12 protein-coding genes are annotated in these 15,385 nt (G+C 57.8%); 9 read left to right on the top strand and 3 right to left on the bottom strand.

From position 1 onward, the window contains the following. Positions 1–4: 4 nt before the first annotated feature. The 4 genes from AYT24_RS09215 to ribE all read left to right on the top strand — a co-directional run bounded on the left by AYT24_RS09215 (position 5) and on the right by ribE (position 3,399). On the top strand, positions 5–856 hold the full coding sequence (locus AYT24_RS09215; RefSeq protein ID WP_010933695.1) for a CoB--CoM heterodisulfide reductase iron-sulfur subunit B family protein: 852 nt from the start codon (positions 5–7) through the stop codon (positions 854–856). A gap of 164 nt (positions 857–1,020) precedes the next feature. Beyond that, positions 1,021–2,076 (top strand): uroporphyrinogen decarboxylase, encoded by a 1,056-nt coding sequence (hemE, locus tag AYT24_RS09210; protein WP_010933694.1) that lies wholly within the window; start codon positions 1,021–1,023, stop codon positions 2,074–2,076. Positions 2,077–2,206: 130 nt separating this feature from the next. Next, complete coding sequence (locus AYT24_RS09205; RefSeq protein WP_010933693.1) at positions 2,207–2,836, top strand: D-sedoheptulose-7-phosphate isomerase; 630 nt, start codon at positions 2,207–2,209, stop codon at positions 2,834–2,836. 95 nt (positions 2,837–2,931) lie between these two features. Continuing rightward, positions 2,932–3,399 carry a 6,7-dimethyl-8-ribityllumazine synthase gene (gene ribE, locus AYT24_RS09200; protein ID WP_010933692.1) on the top strand — a complete coding sequence of 156 codons (468 nt, stop codon included), beginning with the start codon at positions 2,932–2,934 and terminating at the stop codon, positions 3,397–3,399. Positions 3,400–3,564: 165 nt separating this feature from the next. On the opposite strand, the gene AYT24_RS09195 is transcribed toward ribE, so the two are convergent. From AYT24_RS09195 to AYT24_RS09185, 3 genes are read right to left on the bottom strand one after another with little or no spacing between them, the layout of a single operon-like run. After that, positions 3,565–4,263: a lysophospholipid acyltransferase family protein gene (locus tag AYT24_RS09195; protein ID WP_010933691.1), complete on the bottom strand. Its 699-nt coding sequence runs from the start codon at positions 4,261–4,263 to the stop codon at positions 3,565–3,567. 11 nt (positions 4,264–4,274) lie between these two features. Beyond that, on the bottom strand, positions 4,275–5,600 hold the full coding sequence (gene thrC / locus AYT24_RS09190; protein WP_010933690.1) for a threonine synthase: 1,326 nt from the start codon (positions 5,598–5,600) through the stop codon (positions 4,275–4,277). A gap of 13 nt (positions 5,601–5,613) precedes the next feature. Next, the gene (locus AYT24_RS09185; protein WP_010933689.1) at positions 5,614–6,588 is read right to left on the bottom strand and encodes a homoserine kinase; all 975 of its coding nucleotides are present in this window, start codon (positions 6,586–6,588) and stop codon (positions 5,614–5,616) included. Positions 6,589–6,798: 210 nt separating this feature from the next. Here AYT24_RS09185 and atpA point away from each other — a divergent pair, with 210 nt between their 5' ends. From atpA to mutL, 5 genes are all read left to right on the top strand, one after another. Beyond that, positions 6,799–8,379, top strand: coding sequence for a F0F1 ATP synthase subunit alpha (atpA, locus tag AYT24_RS09180; protein ID WP_010933688.1), 1,581 nt, complete (start codon positions 6,799–6,801; stop codon positions 8,377–8,379). An 87-nt stretch (positions 8,380–8,466) separates the two neighbouring features. Continuing rightward, positions 8,467–9,345, top strand: coding sequence for a F0F1 ATP synthase subunit gamma (locus AYT24_RS09175; protein ID WP_010933687.1), 879 nt, complete (start codon positions 8,467–8,469; stop codon positions 9,343–9,345). 291 nt (positions 9,346–9,636) lie between these two features. Next, on the top strand, positions 9,637–12,093 hold the full coding sequence (gene thrA / locus AYT24_RS09170; protein WP_010933685.1) for a bifunctional aspartate kinase/homoserine dehydrogenase I: 2,457 nt from the start codon (positions 9,637–9,639) through the stop codon (positions 12,091–12,093). 9 nt (positions 12,094–12,102) lie between these two features. Then, the gene (locus AYT24_RS09165) at positions 12,103–13,374 is read left to right on the top strand and encodes a competence/damage-inducible protein A (RefSeq protein ID WP_010933684.1); all 1,272 of its coding nucleotides are present in this window, start codon (positions 12,103–12,105) and stop codon (positions 13,372–13,374) included. A gap of 117 nt (positions 13,375–13,491) precedes the next feature. Next, a complete protein-coding gene (gene mutL, locus AYT24_RS09160; protein ID WP_010933683.1) occupies positions 13,492–15,366 on the top strand; it encodes a DNA mismatch repair endonuclease MutL in 1,875 nt (624 codons plus the stop codon). Positions 15,367–15,385: the final 19 nt, after the last annotated feature.

The raw sequence follows: 15,385 nt of genomic DNA, 5'->3' as shown, positions 1-15,385 counted from the left end.
CAGTATGAAGCGTTACGCCTACTATCAGAGCTGCATCAATGAAGCGATGACCAAAGAGGTCGATCGGTCGCTTGGCCTCTGGCAGCATGATCTTGGCATTGAAATGGTCAAGTTGCATGAAAGCGTTTGCTGTGGCGGCAGCAATCTCGACTACGTGAGCCCGAAGCAGTTCGCGCTGGTCAACGCCCGCAATATTGCCCTGGCCGAAAAGCAGGGGCTTGATCTGGTTGTCTCCTGCAATACCTGCTTGATGACCATCAGAACAGCCAAAAAGAAGCTTGACGAGTCACCTGCACTGCGAGCTGAAGTCAACGAGATTCTCAAGGAGGAGGGCCTTGAATATCGCGGGACCTCCGATGTGCGCCATCTGCTCTGGGTGCTCATCGACGACGTCGGTCTCGATGTCATTCGCAAGAAGGTGAAAACACCGCTCACCAAACTCCGTATTGCGCCGTTTTATGGTTGTCATATCCTGCGTCCTTCGACCGTGCTCGGCAAGGACGATCCGCTCGAACCGACCTCTCTCGATCTTTTGCTCGACGCTCTGGGCGCAAAGACGATTCCTTACGAGCACAAGAACCGCTGCTGTGGCTTCCACACACTGCTGGTCGCCGAGGAGGAGTCGCTGAACGTGGCTGCCGAGGCGCTGAAGGAGGCGATGGACAAGAAGGCTGACTTTATCGTGACGCCCTGCCCTCTCTGCCACACCGTGCTGGACGGGTATCAGGCCAAGGCGCTCAAGCATAATGGCCTCAAGGGGGCGATTCCGGTCTATCATCTCTCCGAAGTTGTGGGTCTTGCGCTCGGGTACTCCGACCGGCAACTCGGCATCAAACGGCATATCGTTACAGCCTGATTGATCAGCTTTTACGGGCGCCACGAGAAGGGCGCCCGCCTGTTTTAAAATCCGGCTGAAAAAGTGTACCTTTGCACCTGATTTATTTAATGTCTGCAAGGTTTCCGGTCTCGGTCCGGCCTTAAGCGCAGCTCTTTTCACAACATCACTAATCATCGCATTCCATGCTCAAAAATGATCTTTTTATCAGGGCGTTGAAGAGGCAGGCTACCCCCCGTACTCCTATCTGGGTCATGCGTCAGGCCGGTCGTTATCTGCCTGAATATCGCGCCGTCAGGGAGAAAACCGACTTTCTGACCCTCTGCAAAACCCCCGAGCTGGCTTGTGAAGTCACCATCCAGCCGGTCGATCTGATGGGTGTGGACGCCGCGATCATTTTCTCCGACATCCTCGTCGTCAACGAAGCGATGGGCATGAATGTCGAGATTATCGAGACCAAGGGCATCAAACTGACTCCGCCGATCCGTTCGCAGGCCGACATCGACAAACTGATCGATCCCGATATCGATGAGAAACTCGGCTACGTACTCGACGCAATCCGCCTCGCCAAAAAGGAACTCAACGACCGTGTGCCGCTCATCGGCTTCTCCGGCGCGGCATGGACGCTCTTCACCTATGCCGTCGAGGGGGGCGGTTCGAAGAACTACACCTGGGCCAAGAAGATGATGTACCGCGAGCCGAAGATGGCTCACCAGTTGCTCCAAAAGATCAGCGACTGCATTAGCGCCTACCTCGTCAAGCAGGTAGAAGCTGGCGCCGACGCCATCCAGATTTTCGACTCCTGGGCCAGCGCGCTCTCCGAGGATGATTACCGCGAATTTGCCCTGCCGTACATCAAGCAGAACGTCGCTGCCGTGAAGGCCGCATATCCGGAAATTCCGGTCATCGCGTTTGCCAAGGATATGAACACTATTCTTTCCGACATCGCCGACTGCGGCGCCGATGCGGTTGGTCTCGGCTGGAACATCGATATCGCAAAGGCTCGCAAAGAGTTGAATGACCGCGTCTGCCTCCAGGGCAACATGGACCCGACGGTGCTCTACGGCACGCCCGAGAAGATCAAGTCGGAAGCTGCCAAGGTGCTCAAGCAGTTCGGCCAGCACAACGACCACTCCGGTCACGTCTTCAACCTCGGCCACGGCATTCTGCCCGACGTCGATCCTGCCAACCTGAAGTGCCTCGTTGAATTCGTCAAGGAAGAAAGCGCCAAGTACCACTAAGCGCGATTCCTCTTACTGAAAGCGTCACAGCCTGCCCGGCAAATACTTCGGGTAGGCTTTTTTTTTGATCAGCCCCATCTGACCGATCATTTTTTATATTGCAGGAATTTTTCAAAAAAGTAGTTAGGCCATGACTCAGCAGTGTAACTGTTCGGAGGGAAGCTGTGGCGGCACCCGGTACGAAGAGCTGGTGCTCGAACGGATGCTCTACAGCGCGCGGCTTAAGGAGAGCGTGGCGCGGCGTGACAGCGACGTTATTGTAGCGATGGCATCGATGATCGCTGATACCTTCAGGGAGGGGGGCAAAGTGCTCCTATGCGGCAATGGTGGAAGCGCCGCAGACGCGCAGCATCTGGCCGCAGAGTTCACCATCAGATACCGCAGCTCCGTGCATCGTCCGGCGCTTCCGGCCATCGCGCTTTCAACCGATACCTCGGCCCTGACGGCGGGTGCAAACGACCTCGGTTTCGACGAGGTTTTCGTTCGGCTCACCGAAGCTTATGGTTGCCCTGGGGACATTCTGATCGGACTTTCAACCAGTGGCAATAGCGCCAGTGTGCTCAAGGCTCTCGAATTTGCCCGCAAGCGGGGGCTGAAAACACTCGCCCTGCTTGGTGGTGATGGCGGTGCGATCAAGCCGCACGCTGACCTTGCGGTGGTGGTGCCCCATACCGGAAGCGCCGACAGAATCCAGGAGTGCCACATCGCTGTGGGGCACGTCATCGTGGAGCTCGTCGAAAAAATGATGGGCTATGATTGATGAGTGAAAATGCGGAGTAGCTCGTGGCGCGGCCTATAAAGCCCATTCCGTTCACTTTGTCCATTGTGGCATTGCAAACCAAACAACAACTGACTATGCAGGTACAAAATATTGAAGGCTCGTTGAATGCCTCCGGCTTGAAGTTCGCGCTCGTGGTTTCACGCTTCAACGATTTTATCGGCCAGAAGCTGGTCGAGGGAGCCATTGACTGCATTGTGCGTCATGGCGGATCGGCTGACGAGATCACCGTTATTCGTTGCCCCGGCGCTTTCGAGCTGCCGTCGGTTACGAGAAAGGCTATGTTGTCTGGCAAATACGATGCGATTGTGACGCTTGGGGTTATCATCCGCGGCTCGACCCCGCACTTCGACGTGATTGCTGCCGAGGCGACCAAGGGGATCGCGCAGGTCGGCATGGAGGCCGCTATTCCCGTATCATTCGGTGTGCTGACCACCGAAAATCTGGAGCAGGCAATCGAGCGTGCCGGCACCAAGGCTGGTAACAAAGGCTTCGACGCCGCCCTGGCCGCCATCGAAATGGCCAATCTTTACAAGCAGCTGTAAGGTGAACGGGGGACTGTGCTTGCCTGAAATGATCTTGCAGGGGCGGTTCGCGAACCACCCTTGCTGATTCTGCTGTTGTTTCGGAATTAAGGGCAGCGGGAACAACAGGGAAAACGATCTCTATCGTTTTATTCTCTCGATCCCCATTCGTCCCACGAAAAACCTCTACGCGGCGCTCTTTTCAAGATTTTCGCTGATGACGCTGTAGCTCTCCTTCATCAGCGCTTCAGCTTTGGCAGGTTCGATGGGTTTGCCGATGATCAGACGCACGGTGCCGTGGTTGATCTTCAGGCTCTTTTTCGGGGTGATGAGGTTGCTGCCAACAATCGTGACCGGCAGCACGGGCACCTTAGCTTTTTCCGCGATGATAAAGGCGCCTCGCTTGAAGGGAAGTATCTTGCCGGTTTTGGACCGGGTGCCTTCGGGGAAAATGTGGATCGAGCGTCCCGCCTTGAGGGTGTCGGCCGCTTTCAGCATACTTTGCAGCGCCTCGCGGTTCTGCCCGCGCTTGATGAAGACGTATCCGGCAGATTTCAGCGCAGGGCCGAACACCGGAATCTTGCCCAGCTCCTCTTTGGCCACAAACCTCAGATTGAGCTTCATCGAACCCAGAATCAGCGGAATATCTGCCATGCCGGCATGGTTGCTCACCACCAGGTAGTTCTTGTTGGGGTTGTAGTTTTCCTCGCCTTCCACCTTGACCTCAATTCCGAGCACCCTTGCCGAAAAGCGTCCCCACCATGCGGCCATTTTGTGAAACTGATCACCGCTCGGATCGAACAGGTTCAAAACGAGCGCAAAGAGCATCCCGAAAAACATGACCGGTATGATGACCAGAAAGAAAAGAAGCGTCTGGAAGTTCATGGATCAGCCGTTCAGTTTGTCTGGGTGTTGAGCTCCGAGAGAAAGCGAGCCAGCTCTTCGTAGCGGTTGCCGATCAGCGTGGCTTTTTTCGGCTTGCTCATGATTTCTTCCATCGTTTCCGGAAGTGGCACCTCATTGCCGGTTGCCTCTTTGATCGCCTCGTCGAATTTGACCGGGTGAGCGGTCGAAAGCACGACGCCCGGGGTGCCCGCTCCGGCATGATCCTGACGGAACCGGTCGAGCGCCCGGTAGCCGACGGCGGTGTGCGGATCCATGACATAGCCGTATTTCTCGTAAACCGAGCGGATCGTTTCGAGGGTTTCTGCATCCGAGACCGCGATGCCGGTGATCTCTTGGCCCATTTTCCGGAAATCGTTTTCGAAGAAATAGCGCAGCCTCGCGAAGTTGCTCGGGTTGCCCACATCCATCGCCGTGGTCAGCGTCCGGACGGTCGGTTTCGGCTCGTAGCGCCCCTCGTCGAGATAGCGGGTGACGCTGTCGTTGGCGTTCGAGGCGGCGATGAAGTGGCCGATCGGAAAGCCCATCATCTTTGCCATGACGCCCGCCGTCAGGTTGCCGTAGTTGCCGCTTGGTACTGAGAAGATCGGCAGAGCGTCTGGCTTGCGCTGGCGGAGCTGGAGCGCCGCCCAGGCATAGTAGAACGACTGCGGAATCAGGCGCGAGATGTTGATGGAGTTTGCCGAAGTGAGCGTCAGCTTCTGACGCAGCGATTGGTCGACGAAGGCCTGCTTGACGAGGCGCTGGCAGTCGTCGAAATCGCCTTTCACTTCGAGCGCGAAGACGTTGTCGCCTGCCGTGGTGAGCTGCTGCTCCTGAAGGCGGCTCACCTTGCCCGACGGATAGAGCAGCACCACGCGGGTGTTCGGAATGCCGTGGAAGCCGTAGGCCACAGCGCTGCCGGTGTCGCCCGACGTGGCGACCAGCACCGTGATGAGGCGGCTCTCTTCGGCGGCGAAATAGCCGGTCATCCGCGCGAGAAATCGGGCGCCGTAGTCCTTGAATGCGAGCGTCGGACCGTGGAACAGCTCCTCGACGAAGGTGTCCGGGTCAAGTTCGTGCAGCGGCGTGTCGAAGGTAAAGCACTCGTCGATCAGTTCCGAGAGGCGGTCGAGCGGGATTTCGTCACCGGCGAACTTCTTGGCGACGGCAAAGGCAATATTGTTGAACGAGCCGTTCTCCAGAAGGGCAATCTCTTCGGCGGAGAAGTGCGGCATCGTCGATGGAACATACAACCCTCCATCGGGTGCGAGCCCTTCGAGGGTGGCTTTTTTCATCGTGACGGGAGCAGACGCTTTCGTCGTGCTGTAGAAGATCATATCGTGATGCGTTTCAAGAAGTTGTGCTGATGATGCGTGCGCCCTGGCTGCAAATCGGCGAGACCCACATGTCCGACTGGAGTGCAGCCCTTGAGTGCAGGAACGCCGACTGCATGGCCGAGCCCACCGCTTCTGCGGTTTGCCTGGACGAGGAGAAGGCGAAAACTGACGGTCCGGATCCGGCAATGCTGCAACCGAGAGCTCCCGCGTCGAGCGCGGCCTGTTTGACCTCGTTGAATCCCGGAATGAGCGGTGCGCGTTTTGGCTCGGCGACCACATCCACCAGCGCCCGTCCGATCAGGTCGTAATCCTCCATCAACAGGCCGGCGATGAGTGCGCCGACGTTGCCCCACTGCTGTGTGGCGGTCGAAAGCGGAATCGATTTCGGCAGCACGGAGCGGGCGAACGAGGTTTTGAGTTCGGTGTGCGGATGCACGAGTGTGCCGAAAAGATTTTTTGGTGGTTTGATGGTGATCAGGTCGAGCGGGTTGTAGCTGCGGATCAGGATGAAGTTGCCGAGCATGGCCGGAGCGGCATTGTCGGCATGGGCCGAACCGCAGGCGACGCGCTCGCCCTCGATGGCGAAGTGTACCAGCTCCATTTTGGTGCAGGGCGAGCCGAACAGCTCATTGGCGGCAATCAGTGCCGCCGCTGCGCTTGCCGCGCTGCTGCCCATGCCGCTGGAGAGTGGCAGATTTTTTTTAAGCACCAGATCGATGTGACCGTCAAACGAGATGCCTTTCGTGGTGCGGATATATTCAAGGAACTTGAGGACAACGAAGCTCGAAGTATTTTTTTTCGGGTCGAGCGGCAAGGCTCCGCCGTCACCCACAATCGAGGTGATCGAAACGGGGCAGTCGCTTCTGCGCTCATCGTGAAGCGCCAGAACGACCTCGTCTCCAGGTTCGGTGATGGCGAAACCGAGGACGTCAAATCCGCAGGCAACGTTTCCAACCGTTGCTGAAGCAAATCCAGTGACGGTTTTCATAGCGTGATTTGGGGAAAGATTCCTGATTTGGTCTGGTCGCGTAGCAGTCTGGAAACGATGATTATCCAAATTGGTTCTGGCATTTGAATAACTGAATGCTTTTCATTAAATTCTGAATCGTTTTTCTGGAGAGTTGTGGGCCGTAGCCGAAATCATGAGAAGGTACGGAGAATCTTTTTCTTTTCTTAATAATAACCTATCGATTTCCATATGTCAACAGCAGTCAGACCCGATGAGGTGTCTTCCATACTCCGCAAGCAGCTCGCCGGCTTCGAGTCGGAAGCGGATGTATATGATGTAGGAACCGTGCTGCAGGTCGGAGACGGTATCGCCCGTATTTACGGGTTGTCCAAAGTGGCCGCAGGCGAGCTCCTCGAATTTCCCCACAATGTGATGGGAATGGCTTTGAACCTCGAAGAAGACAACGTCGGTGCTGTGCTGTTCGGCGAGTCCAACGCGGTCAAGGAGGGCGATACGGTCAAAAGAACCAATATCCTCGCTTCGATTCCGGTCGGCGAGGCGATGCTCGGCAGGGTTATCAACCCGCTCGGCGAACCGATCGACGGCAAGGGGCCGATCAACACCGACATCCGTCTGCCGCTCGAGCGTCGCGCTCCCGGTGTTATTTTCCGTAAGTCGGTGCACGAGCCGCTTCAGACCGGTCTGAAAGCTATCGACGCCATGATTCCGATTGGCCGCGGCCAGCGTGAGCTGATCATCGGCGACCGCCAGACAGGCAAGACCGCTGTCGCGCTCGATACCATCATCAACCAGAAGGGCAAGGGTGTTCAGTGCATCTATGTGGCAATCGGCCTGAAAGGCTCGACGGTCGCCCAGGTGGTTAACACCCTTGAAAAGTATGGCGCAATGGAGTACACCACGGTCGTATCGGCTACCGCCTCCGACCCGGCTCCGCTTCAGTTCATCGCTCCGTTCGCCGGCGCAACCATCGGCGAGTTCTTCCGCGACACCGGCCGTCACGCGCTGGTCGTCTACGATGATCTTTCCAAACAGGCCGTGGCTTACCGCCAGCTCTCCCTGCTCCTCCGCCGTCCGCCGGGACGTGAAGCGTACCCCGGTGACGTGTTCTATCTGCACTCCCGTCTTCTCGAGCGTGCAGCAAAGATCACCGACGACATCGAGGTGGCAAAGAAGATGAATGACCTTCCCGAACCGCTGAAGCCTCTCGTCAAGGGTGGCGGCAGCCTCACGGCGCTTCCCGTCATCGAGACGCAGGCCGGTGACGTTTCGGCTTACATCCCGACCAACGTGATCTCGATCACCGACGGCCAGATTTTCCTTGAGTCGAACCTGTTCAACGCCGGTCAGCGTCCGGCTATCAACGTCGGTATCTCGGTTTCCCGCGTTGGCGGTGCTGCGCAGATCAAGGCGATGAAAAAGGTTGCCGGTACGCTCAGGCTTGATCTGGCGCAGTTCCGCGAACTTGAGGCCTTCTCGAAATTCGGTTCCGATCTCGACAAGAGCACCAAGGCGCAGCTCGACCGCGGCGCCCGTCTGGTTGAAATCCTCAAGCAGGGCCAGTATATCCCGATGCCGGTTGAGAAGCAGGTTGCCATTATCTTTATTGGTACGCAGGGTCTGCTCGACTCGGTTGACCTCAAGCAGGTTCGCCGTTTTGAAGAGGAGTTCCTCGCCATGCTTGAGCAAAAGCATCCCGAGATTCTCTCCTCCATCGCCGAGAAGGGAACACTTGAGTCTGATATCGCTTCGAAGCTGAAAGAACTGGGTGAAAAATATGTCGCCTCTTTCAAAGAGAAGAGCAAAGCTTGAAGGCAGATGCAAGAGTGAGCTGAACGCCCCTGTAAGATCAGGGGCGTTAGCAAGATTATTGGCAATACCAACAATGTTTCGGAATACATGCCTACTTTAAAGGACATACGCATACGCCTCAAGGGTGTCAAATCCACGCAGCAGGTGACCAAGGCCATGAAGATGGTTGCGGCTGCCAAGCTCAGAAGAGCGCAGGATCGGGCGATCCAGGCCCGTCCGTATGCCGGGAAGCTGAAAGAGATGCTCGCCTCCCTTTCGACCAAGGTCGATACTTCGGTCAACCCTCTGCTTTCGCCCCGCGAAGAGGTCAATAACGTGCTGGTCATTCTGGTCACTTCAGACAGAGGCCTGTGCGGCGGCTTCAATGCCAATATCATCAAGATGGCCCAGCGGCTCATCCACGAGGAGTACGCGGCGCTGCACGCCAAGGGTGGCGTCACCATGATCTGCGCTGGCACCAAGGGTACCGAGTTTTTCCGCAAGCGGGGATACAAACTGGCGGCCGCTTATCCCGGCGTGTTCCAGAATCTCAGTTTCGACTCTGCCAGGGAGATTGCCGACAAGGCCTCGAAGATGTACCTGAGCGGCGAGGTGGATCGTGTCGTGCTGGTCTATAACGAGTTCAAGTCGGTGCTCGCGCCCAACCTCAGAACTGAGCAGTTGCTGCCGATCACTCCAGAAGGGGGTGACGCAAAAACCGCAAGCAGCGAGTATCTGTACGAGCCTTCGCCAGCGGCTATTATTGACGAACTTGTGCCCAAGCATCTCAATACCCAGCTCTGGCGGGTGATGCTGGAGTCCAACGCCGCCGAGCAGGCTGCACGAATGGCCGCAATGGATTCGGCTACGGAAAACGCCAAAGAGCTGATCCGCGTGCTGAATATCAGCTACAACCGCGCACGTCAGGCTGCGATCACCAAGGAGTTGAGCGAAATTGTTGCTGGCGCCGATGCTCTGAAGCAGTGATTGCGCAAGCAACAGCAGCTATTGTACAGAAAGCGCCTCAGTATCGGGCGCTTTCTTTTTTTGGGGAAGAGAGAAGAGTGGAACTGCTGGGATGAGCGGGACTTGTGGTGAAAAAAGTCCCGCTTGTCCCAGAGACCGGAGAAGTCCAATTCTGCAGCGCCTCGTAGAGGTTGCTGGATTGCCGGCGTAACCAAAACTTCTGGAAAAAGAGCATTTCCCGGTTTGTTTTATTGCCCTGCTCGTAAGAAATTACAAAGACAAGTTTAATCGTGTAATGCAGCAAGGTTGAAGATGAGGGTATTCAAGTTCGGAGGTTCGTCGATCGCTTCGGCGGCAAAGATCAGCAATGTGGCTGGCATTATCAGGCGTGAGTTGAAAAGCACTCCGCTGGTGGTTGTGGTGTCAGCGATTGGCAAGGTGACCGACATGCTTGCCGAGACTGCGGCGCTGGCGGGGAATGGTGATGCGGCATACCGCGATAAACTCGAAGGAATCGCCTCGCTGCATGGCGGGATCATCCGTGAACTGTTCGGTACGGAGGCGTCAGCAGAAGAGACCTGGTTGGGTGAGATGATGGCTGAACTGAACGATGTGCTGCATGGCGTTTTTCTGCTCAGGGAGCTTTCAGACAAGAGTCTCGCCCTTGTGCTGAGTTACGGCGAACGGCTGTCGTGCCGGATCGTGAGCCGCTATATGCACGTATCGGGTACCCCAGCTGAATGCGTCGATGCACGCAGTGTGATCGTGACCGACGACAACCATTGCTTTGCCAAGGTGGATCGTCTGGCGACAGGAAAGCTGATTCACGAACGCTTCCGGAGTTTCGACGTTCTGCCGGTGGTCACCGGATTCATCGCCTCCGCGCCGGATGGCAGTGTGACCAACCTTGGGCGCGGCGGTTCCGATTTCACGGCGACGATTCTCGGCGCGGCGCTTCATGCCGAAGAGGTGTGGATCTGGACCGATGTCGATGGCTTCTACAGCGCCGATCCCAAGCGCGTGCCCGACGCGCGGGTCATTCCGGAGATCAGCTACGCCGAGGCGATGGAGCTGTCGCACGCCGGCGCGAAGGTGCTGCATCCACTGGCCGTGCAGCCGGTCATGAAGGCGGGTATTCCGTTGCGCATAAAGAACTCTTTCAATCCCGAAAAACCTGGCACGAGGATCGGTATCGAGGCTGCGGGTGCAGAGGCGCTTCCGGGTACGGTGACCGGACTGACCTCGATCAACCATGTGGTGCTGCTCAGTCTTTCCGGCAGCGGCATGGCGGGCGTGCCGGGAACGGCGTCTCGGCTGTTTACCTGCCTCGCTCGCCACAGCATCAACATTATCTTCATCTCGCAGGCCTCGTCGGAGCAGTCGATCAGCCTGGCCATAGCGCCCGGACAGGCGTCGATGGCCAAGAAGGTGCTCGAAGAGGAGTTTGCCCGCGAAATCGAGGAGCGCCGGATCGATCCGGTCAGCGTCCGCCGCAATCTTGCGATGGTGGCCGTGGTGGGCAATAAGATGTTGGGCCACCCCGGCGTGTCGGCACAGCTCTTCGAGACGCTCGGCAAGAACGGCGTCAACGTGATCGCCGTCGCGCAGGGGGCCAACGAAATGAACATTTCGCTGGTCATCGACAGCGCGGATGAGAACAAGGCGCTCAACTGCGTCCACGAATCCTTCTTCCTTTCGATGCGCAAGGTGCACGTTTTCATCGTGGGTACCGGCACCATCGCCAAAAGTCTCATCAGCCAGATCCGGCGGCATCGCGCCACCCTGCAGAAAGAATTGGGCCTTGACGTTGTGGTTGCGGGTCTGGCCAACACCCGCTCGATGTGCATCGAGCCTGCCGGAATCGATCTCGAACACTGGCACGATTCGCTGAAGCCGCGCGAGTCGCACGAGGGGATCGGGCAGTATATCCGTCTGATTCAGGAACGGAACCTGCACAACACCATCGTTGTGGACTGTACGGCGAGCAGGCAGGTGGCCGAGTGCTACCCCGCGCTGCTCCGGGCGAATATCTCTGTTGCCACGGCCAACAAACTTGGCATGGCTGGGCCGTGGGATCTGTATCGCAAGATCATGGATGCGTTACGCTCCAGTAATGCGAAGTTCCTCTACGAAACCAATGTTGGGGCGGGTTTGCCGGTGATCAACACGCTTAACGACCTGAAGAACAGCGGAGACAAGATCGTCTGCATCGAGGGCGTTTTGTCGGGTACACTAAGCTTCATTTTCAACGAGCTGCGCAAGGGCGGGCGTTTCAGCGAGATCGTTCGCAAAGCCAAGGAGTCTGGCTACACCGAGCCCGATCCGCGCGATGATCTCTCCGGAGCCGATTTCGCCCGGAAGCTGCTTATTCTCGGTAGGGAGCTTGGCTATCAGCTCGAGTACGCGGACGTGGAGTGCCAGAGCCTCGTCCCGGAGCCGCTGCGAGGCGAAATGTCGCCCGCCGAGTTTCTCGACCAGCTCTCTTCAATCGACGACTGGTACGTCGATGAGATGGCGAGTGCCGCGAGCGAGGGGATGACCATCGCCTACACCGGCGAGCTTCGGGACGGCAAGGCGAAGGTGGGGCTGAAGCGCGTGCCGCTCGAAAGCCCGGTGGCCGGGCTGAACGGCTCGGAGAACCTCGTGGTTTTCACGACCGAGCGCTACCTCAAGACCCCGCTGGTGGTCAAGGGGCCTGGCGCTGGCGGCGAGGTGACAGCAGGCGGCGTCTTCGCCGACATTCTCCGCATCGCAAGCTATTTGGTCTGAGTCGCCGGCATGAAAGCAATCATCATCTCTATCGGCGACGAGTTGCTCAAGGGGCACCGGGTCAACACCAACGCGCCCTTTATCGCTCGTGAACTCGGCAACATCGGTATTCCCGTGACCCGCATCATTACCTGTTCGGATGATCCGCAGGCGATCCGTGATTCGGTGACGTTGGCGCTCACGGAGGCCGAGGCGGTGTTCGTGACTGGCGGCCTTGGCCCAACCAACGACGACCGGACGCGTGACGCAGTTCGGGCGCTGCTTGGACGCGGGCTGGCGCTTGACGAACCGTCGTTCGAGCGCATCGCTGATTACTTCCGCCGCCGCAATCGCCCCGTGACCGAGGTGATGAAAGATCAGGCGATGGTGATCGAAGGTTCGATTGCGATTCCGAACACGAAGGGCACCGCTCCCGGCATGATTATCGAGTGCGCCCCGCGCTTCGCCGGTCGCCATCTGGTGCTCATGCCTGGCGTGCCCGCCGAGATGGAGGCGATGATGCGTTTGACGGTTGTGCCGTTCTTTGCGCCGCTCTCCGGAGCCTTTATCCGCCACACCCCCGTCATGACGATGGGCATCGGTGAAACGCAGCTCGCGGACATGATCGTGGAGGTCGAGGACTCGCTGCCGTCGGGCACAACCCTCGCCTACCTGCCGCACGCCGCCGGCGTTAGCCTCATGGTCAGCACGTCGGGTGCCCGTCGCGAGGATGTCGATGCGGAGAACCGCCGCGTGGTCGAAGCCATCGTGGCGAAAGCGGGCCGCTTTGTTTACGCGACCTCGGAGGTGACGCTCGAAGAGGTGGTTGTGAATCTCTTGCTCGAAAGGAAGCTCACGGTGGCTGTTGCCGAGTCCTGCACTGGCGGGCTGCTTGGGAGTCGCCTGACCGACGTGCCCGGATCGTCAGGCTGCTTTCTCGAAGGCTTGGTCACCTATAGCAACCAGGCGAAGGTGCGGTTGCTCGGCGTTGATCCGGCCACCATCGAAGCGCACGGCGCGGTCAGTGAGCCTGTCGCCAAGGAGATGGCGCGCGGCTGCCTCGAACGGAGCGGCGCAGACATTTCCGTTTCCACCACTGGCATCGCCGGGCCGGGTGGCGGAACGCCGGAAAAGCCGGTCGGCACGGTCTGCGTCGGCATCGCCTCGAAGTTGCCTGACGGCGCGGTTCGGGTAGAGGCTGCCCGCTTCGTTATGCACGGAGATCGTCATCAGAACAAAATCCGCTTCAGCGAAGCCGCCCTTCGGGGACTTCTGGTTCGTCTGAAAGAGATGGAGTTTTGATATTTTTCAGCGACGCTTTCAAAAGCTTCCGGAATATGCCACATTTGTCGAATGATACTTATGACCTGGGAGTGCCCCGAACGAGACTGGATTCATTGAAAACCGTGTGTTCATTGTATGGCTTCCATTGCAAGACTTCCTGATATTGTCGCTAACAAAATTTCAGCTGGCGAGGTGGTGCAGCGCCCTGCCTCGGTGGTCAAGGAGCTGATCGAAAACTCCATTGACGCCGGCGCGAGCCGCATCACCGTCATCATAAAAGATGCCGGGCGGCAGCTCGTGCAGATCATCGATAATGGCTGCGGCATGGAGAGCGACGATGTGCTGCTCAGCGTTGAGCGCTTTGCCACCAGCAAGATTTCTGAGGTTGACGACCTTGACGCGCTCCGTACGCTCGGCTTCCGTGGCGAGGCGCTGGCGAGCATCTCCTCGGTCTCACATTTCGAGTTGAAGACTCGCAAGGCAGGCAATTCGCTCGGTACGCTGCTCAGGAGCGACGGCGGCGTCATCGAAACACCGCAACCCGCGCAGTGCGAACCCGGCACCTCCATCGCTGTCCGGAACCTCTTTTTTAACGTGCCCGCCCGGCGCAAGTTCCTCAAATCCAACGCTACCGAGTTCAAGCACATCCATGAGACGGTCAAGGCGTTCGTGCTCTCCTATCCCGAGATCGAGTGGCGGATGATGAACGATGACGAGGAGCTGTTCCACTTCCGCACCTCCGACGTGCGCGAGCGGCTGAGCCACTTTTATGGGGAGGGATTCGGCGAGAGCCTCATCGAGGTGACCGAGGAGAATGACTACATGACTATCGGCGGCTACCTCGGCAAGCCAGGCATGATGGTGCGGCAGAAGTACGATCAGTACTTTTTTATCAACCGGCGCCTCATCCAGAACCGGATGCTCGTGCAGGCGGTGCAGCAGGCTTATGGCGAGCTGCTCGAAGAGCGGCAGTCGCCATTCGCATTGCTCTTTCTCGGTCTCGACCCGTCGCTGGTGGATGTGAATGTCCATCCGGCCAAGCTCGAAGTGCGTTTCGAGGATGAAAAAAGCATCCGGAGCATGGTTTATCCGGTGGTCAAGCGAGCCGTCCGAACGGCTGATTTTTCATCCGAGGCGTCGTTTGCGGCTCCATCCGCACCCACAGTTTCCGGCGAGGTTGACTTGCCGGAAGTTTCGTCGCGGAAGCTTTCGTATTCCTCGTTTTCAGGCAAAGCGTCGACCACCGGCGATCTGTACCGGAACTACCGGGCGGGAGCGTTCAGTGCTCCTTCATCCGTTTCTCCGATGCTTTTCGATTCTTCGCTGGAAACATCGCTGTCCGCCGGAAGTCGCCCCACTCCGATGGTTCAGGAGTCGCTGCTGACCCCGTCGGTGGACCAGCCCGATACCGGTGACGGGGAGAATCCGGTTGCGCCGGAGAAGGAACCGAAAATCTGGCAGTTGCACAACAAGTACATCATCTGCCAGATCAAGACCGGGCTGATGATTATCGACCAGCATGTGGCGCACGAGCGGGTGCTCTACGAACGCGCCATCGACATCATGAACGAGGCCGCGCCGAATTCGCAGCAGTTGCTTTTTCCGCAGAAGATCGACCTCAAACCGTGGCAGTACGAGGTTTTCGAGGAGATCAGCGACGAGTTGTACCGGCTCGGCTTTAACATTCGGCCGTTTGGCGGCATGAGCGTCATGATCGAGGGGGTGCCGCCCGACGTGCGAGACGGCGCGGAGGCAACGATTTTACAGGATATGATCGCCGAGTACCAGGAGAACGCCGCGAAGCTGAAGCTCGAAAAGCGCGACAACCTCGCCAAATCCTACTCTTGCCGCAATGCTATCATGACTGGCCAGAAGCTCAGTGTTGAAGAGATGCGAATGCTCATCGACCGCCTTTTCGCCACCCGGATGCCCTATGTCTGTCCGCACGGTCGTCCGGTGATCATAAGGCTTTCACTCGGCGAACTCGACCGCATGTTCGGAAGAACATAGGAGCGGTTAGCCGCGAATG

It is taken from the genome of Chlorobaculum tepidum TLS, assembly GCF_000006985.1.
In the GTDB taxonomy this organism is placed as follows: domain Bacteria; phylum Bacteroidota; class Chlorobiia; order Chlorobiales; family Chlorobiaceae; genus Chlorobaculum; species Chlorobaculum tepidum.
This window is presented reverse-complemented; position numbering and strand designations above follow the sequence as displayed.